2 protein-coding genes and 4 pseudogenes are annotated in these 5,413 nt (G+C 42.9%); all 6 read left to right on the top strand.

Translation table 11 applies throughout. The features are described 5' to 3' along the window. Positions 1-190, top strand: a pseudogene (locus AACT21_RS06075) (IS256 family transposase); the annotation flags it as partial. Positions 191-383: 193 nt separating this feature from the next. Beyond that, positions 384-608 (top strand): annotated as a pseudogene (locus AACT21_RS06070) (DUF4277 domain-containing protein); the annotation flags it as partial. Between the two features lie 171 nt (positions 609-779). Continuing rightward, a pseudogene (locus AACT21_RS06065) lies at positions 780-1,872 on the top strand (ISAs1 family transposase). Positions 1,873-1,889: 17 nt separating this feature from the next. Beyond that, positions 1,890-2,144, top strand: a pseudogene (locus tag AACT21_RS06060) (IS1634 family transposase); the annotation flags it as partial. Positions 2,145-2,441: 297 nt separating this feature from the next. Beyond that, a complete protein-coding gene (locus AACT21_RS06055; protein WP_094163751.1) occupies positions 2,442-3,854 on the top strand; it encodes a mannose-1-phosphate guanylyltransferase/mannose-6-phosphate isomerase in 1,413 nt (470 codons plus the stop codon). Further along, entirely contained in the window at positions 3,841-5,292 is a 1,452-nt protein-coding gene (locus AACT21_RS06050; protein WP_254917171.1) for a phosphomannomutase, read from the top strand. Before AACT21_RS06055 ends, AACT21_RS06050 begins: the two co-directional genes overlap by 14 nt. Positions 5,293-5,413 lie beyond the last annotated feature (121 nt).

Raw genomic sequence — 5,413 nt, 5'->3', positions numbered from 1 at the left:
CCTCAACAGCGTTATTAGAAAAGCGATTAAGAAGCGCAAGCTCTTCCCAACGGATGAATCAGCTAGAAAGGTGATCTACCTGGCTATCCGAGATGCTTCCAAGAAATGGACGATGCCGATCAGAAACTGGCGACAAGCTCTAAACCGTTTTATGATTATGTTCGAAGACCGACTCACTCAATACATGTAACCCCGACAGTTACACAGAATTATTTACAGGGTCTCTTGATCATGCAGAGTTAGACTTTAAACCGTCATTCCGCAGCCAATTTCAGAATTAAAACAATGTGATCCAGTGTTCGTTTACAGATGTTAGTGCAACTGACCTCTTGACCGCGATCCCCAATTTTGATCTATTACTGTTATTTAACGGTCACTTTATTATGTCTGCTGCTCAACCTGTCATTAAACGCCTAGACCACTTAGGACTAATCGCTGCTTTCTGTCATGAAATCGGTTTACCAGGCATTATTGATCGCATCATTCCCAAGTACTCGGATCGCAACGTTTCACATGGCGATGCAGTTTTAGCAATAATGATTCTTAATGGCCTTGGCTTTCACAATAGGACGCTGCATATGTTCTCTGACTTCTTCGAGACAAAGCCAGGGAAACCGCATGAAGGTCGTTGATATATAAGGGCTGCAAAGATGCTAAGAATCCGCTTTGAACCTATCACTAATCCCAACTATTGAATGTAACCACATGAAATTAAAGATCGTCTTGTAGATCATTTTCGTTGTTTTGTAATAGCTCCTAGACAATATAGGAGCCTAAATATGAGCGAGTTAACCAACCCATTTATGCATTTCCAAATCATTAAAGACTACCGACAAGAAAGCAAAGTAGATCACAAATTATCAGATATTATTTTGCTGACAATTTGTGGCGTTTTGTCGGGTCATGATGGCTGGGATGGCATTATCGATTTTGGCAATGCTCGCTTAGATTTCCTTAAACGATATGGTCACTTTGAAGCTGGTATTCCTTCTGCAGATACGCTGTCTCGAGTGATGGGCATGATGAATCCGGCAGCGTTGCAAAGAAGCTTTATAGCCTGGATGAAGGACTGCCATACACTGACGGATGGAGAAGTCATCGCCATCGACGGCAAAACATTACGTGGCTCTTATGACCGCTCGAAAAGGTAAAGGAACGATCCACATGGTGAACGCTTTTGCTACTGCAAACGGAATGAGTATCGGCCAACAGAAGGTTGATAGTAAAAGTAATGAAATTACCGCGATCCCCAAGCTACTTGACTTGCTAGAGGTAAAAGGCTGCTTGGTTACGATTGATGCAATGGGATGCCAAAAGAAAATAGCGCAGAAAATCCTCGATAAAGAAGCGGATTATTTGTTGGCAGTTAAAGGGAATCAGGGAATGCTTGAGCAAGCCTTTGATGATTATTTTCGAATGGACATGCTTCAAGACTTTGATGGCCTCTCTTACAGTACACAAGAAAAAAGTCACGGAAGAATCGAAACGAGAGTGGCTTTAGTGAATCGCGATTTGTCTGTTCTAGGTGATATTGAGTATGAATGGCCAGAGCTTAAATCAATGGGTATCGTCGCTTCGATTCGCCAAGAATCGTCTGTGGCGACAGAGCAAGATGTGAGTATTCGTTACTATATATGCTCTAAAGAATTAGAAGCCCAAACGCTGCTTGAAGCGACGCGTTCTCATTGGGGCGTAGAGGCCATGCATTGGTCCCTTGATCGCGCAGAGGCTTTAGCAAGGATCAGGCAGATGTGTTTGAACCTATTAAAGAGTGAAACCACCTTTAAAGGTGGTATTAAACGCAAACGGATGAACTGCGCAATGGACGAAAACTATCTAAGTAAGGTTCTCGAAAGCCTTACCGGGCGGTGATGTTCATGCGGTTTCCGTGGACGCTTAGCCTACTCGTTTACGCAAGCTTAGAGCACAAAATCCGAGAAAGTCTCACTAAGACCGAGGAATTCTTTCCTAGCATGGTAAAGAACAAGACGACAACTAAACCGACGGCACGTTGGGTATTCTTAAAATTCGAAGGTATCGACACACTCGAATTTGGCGGTCAAAGCTTTATAACGGGTGTTCAAGAGCATCAGACTCGGCTGCTTAAGTTTCTTGGTGCACTGTATGAAGCGGTTTATTCCTAAATTGGCTGCGGAATCTCGGTTTAAAGGTATATATCAACACTTTTATGAAGATAGCTTTTTCAGTGATAACACTAATACACATTACGTGGTTCTAGCTTACGAACTTGAAATTAATGTTGACGAAATGCTTTCATCATTACCATTAGAGCAACATTAAAAATATAAATGGTTCGCAGTAAATGAGCTTCTAGAGTGTGAGTATGTCCATCAATATACTAAATGGTATTTTCAACCATCAATGCAAGCTGATTTTAAGATGAAATCTAACGTAATTGAACAAAGTTTAGGATTAAAAGAATGATTATTCCCGTTATTATGGCCGGTGGAACTGGCTCTCGCTTATGGCCTTTATCGCGAGAACTTTACCCAAAACAGTTTTTGGATGTAACAGGGAAAGGAACCATGCTACAGCAAACAGTTGCGAGACTTTCCAGTATCGATACACAAGCTCCGATTCTTATTTGCAACGAAGAGCATAGATTTATTGCCGCTGAGCAAATGCGTTTAGGTGGTTTTGAGCATAGCGGTATTATTCTTGAGCCAATTGGAAGAAATACCGCGCCTGCTATCGCTCTTGCCGCTTTGAGGTCGACATTCGAGTCAACGGAAGATGAGGATATCACCTTGCTAGTCTTAGCAGCAGATCATCTTATTGAAAATGAAGAAGCATTTGTAAAGTCAGTAGAGGCTGCATTACCTTTCGCATCTTCAAATAAATTAGTAACTTTTGGCATCGTACCTAGCAAGCCAGAAACAGGGTATGGATATATAAAAGCTGGCACGCCTAACGGTAGTGCATTTGCAGTGAGTGAGTTTGTAGAAAAGCCAGACCTTAAGACGGCTGAGCAATATCTTTCCTCTGGTGAATACTTTTGGAACAGTGGTATGTTTATGTTCAAAGCGAGCCGTTACTTAGAAGAGTTGGAAAAACACGCGCCGGAAATACTGGCAGTGTGTAAGAGTGCAATTAATTCTCCAACGTTGGATCAAGAGTTTATAAGAGTCGATAAAGATATTTTTAAAACATGTCCTGCTGACTCCATTGATTACGCAGTGATGGAAAAAACGGATTCAGCAATGGTCGTTCCAATGGAGGCAGGATGGAGTGATGTTGGCTCATTTTCTGCGTTGTGGGAGATCTCTAGCAAGGATAGCCAAAACAATGTACTAAACGGTGACGTAATCACTGTCGATTCTAGCAATAATTATATTCATTCGGAAAACAAATTAGTTGCTTCAGTCGGGGTGGATAACTTAGTGATTGTTGAAACTAAGGATGCTCTATTAGTTGCCGACAAAGATAAGGTTCAAGACGTTAAAGCGATAGTCGAGAAGCTTAAGCTGGCGAAAAGAACAGAGCATAAATTACATCGAGAAGTTTACAGGCCTTGGGGTAAATATGATTCGATCGATCAGGGCAAACGTGATCAGGTCAAGAGAATTACGGTCAAACCAGGAGAAAAACTATCAATCCAGAAGCATCACCACCGAGCTGAACATTGGATTGTGGTATCAGGTACGGCCTCTGTATTAATCGGTGATGATACTCGCTTGGTAACGGAGAATGAGTCAGTTTATATCCCATTGGGCACCGTACACGCTTTAGAAAATCCAGGGAAAATTCCTCTAGAAATGATTGAAGTACAAACAGGTAGCTACTTGGGGGAAGATGACATTGTTCGGTTCGAGGACCGATATGGAAGAGTTTAAAATGCTAGACAAATCAGTATTAGTCTCTCGCGATGTAATCGCTCACAGTGGTGTTTCGTTTGGTACGAGTGGGGCTCGAGGCCTGGTAACGCAGTTCGACCCACAGGTTTGCGCTGCTTTCGCTCTGGCGTTTATAAGTAGCACCCGAAAGGAATATGAGTTTTCGCGTGTGGCATTAGCCATTGACAATCGCCCAAGCAGCTATGCGATGGCTCAAGCATGCGCTACGGCGCTGCAGCAGTTGAGTGTTGATGTGACCTACTATGGTGTCATTCCAACACCGGCTTTGGCTTATGCCTCCCAAGAGCAAAAGATACCGGCGATAATGGTAACAGGGAGCCACATACCGTTTGATAGAAATGGGCTTAAGTTTTATAAGCCTGATGGTGAGATAAGCAAAGCAGATGAGCAAGTAATTTTAGGCTCAACAGTTCAATTTACGCCTATATCAGAATTATTAGAACTCCCCGTTTGTAAATCCGCAGAGGAGCAATATATCTCGCGCTATACGTCATTATTTAAGTCAAAATGGCTTGAAAACAAACGTATTGGAATTTATGAGCACTCGAGCGCTGGTCGGGATCTTTACTATAAAATCTTTGAGGCCTTTGGTGCCGAAGTTGTAAGTTTGGAACGTTCAGATGAGTTTGTACCAATAGATACTGAGGCAGTGTCAAAGGCTGATATCGCGAAAGCAATTGGTTGGTCTAATGAGCACAATTTGGATTTAGTGTTTTCAACAGATGGTGATGGTGACCGACCATTGGTCTCGGATGAGCATGGCAATTGGTTGCGCGGTGACATTCTTGGTTTACTCACTTCCCATGCTTTGCAAATTGATGCCTTATCTGTCCCGGTAAGCTGCAATACGGCGATAGAATTGTGCAATCATTTTGCTCATGTTGAGAGAACGAGAATAGGCTCTCCGTACGTAATCGCAGAGTTTGCAAGACTAGCTCCGGAGTATCAGTCTGTGGCTGGCTTTGAGGCAAACGGCGGCTTTTTACTAGGGAGTGATGTTACTGTTAACGAGAACATGCTAAAAGCTTTGCCAACGCGAGATGCTGTTCTTCCAGTGATCATGTTACTTGTATTATCTCAGCAAAAGTCGATATCAGACCTAGTGTCTTGCTTACCCGCTCGGTTCACACATAGCGATCGTATTCAAAACTTCGACACACACAAAAGCCAACGCATCGTGGCAATGGGAGAGGCTGAACCTCGGCTCCTGATAGAGCAGTTAGGTTTAAAAAATTTGACTGTAAAACACATGAATGTGATAGACGGACTTCGACTTACACTGTCGAATGATTGTATTGTTCACCTTCGCCCGTCAGGCAATGCCCCTGAATTGCGTTGTTACGCGGAAGCTTCTGAAAAAGATACAGCAGTTGGAATTGTGAGTACGGTGTTAGGTAATATCATAAGCATTAAATAATGCTAACTGTTCATCTGTCTTGATCGCCCCCTCTTCAAAGGCGGGTCAGGCGAGTTGTCAGTAACCGGCAAACATTGCACGAAGGAATGGTAAAGCTCTATATTAAGGGGTCAGCTCAAAG

Origin of the sequence: Vibrio sp. V08_P9A1T1 (assembly GCF_963874405.1) — a bacterium.
GTDB classification, from domain to species: domain Bacteria; phylum Pseudomonadota; class Gammaproteobacteria; order Enterobacterales; family Vibrionaceae; genus Vibrio; species Vibrio anguillarum.
The sequence above is the reverse complement of the archived record's forward strand: the minus strand, read 5'-3'. Positions and strand labels throughout refer to the sequence as shown.

Excerpts from the sequence above, each read along its gene's own strand:
- AACT21_RS06055 (WP_094163751.1), top strand. The coding sequence starts at position 2,442 with ATGATTATTCCCGTTATTATGGCCGGTGGAACTGGCTCTCGCTTATGG.
- AACT21_RS06050 (WP_254917171.1), top strand. The coding sequence starts at position 3,841 with ATGGAAGAGTTTAAAATGCTAGACAAATCAGTATTAGTCTCTCGCGAT.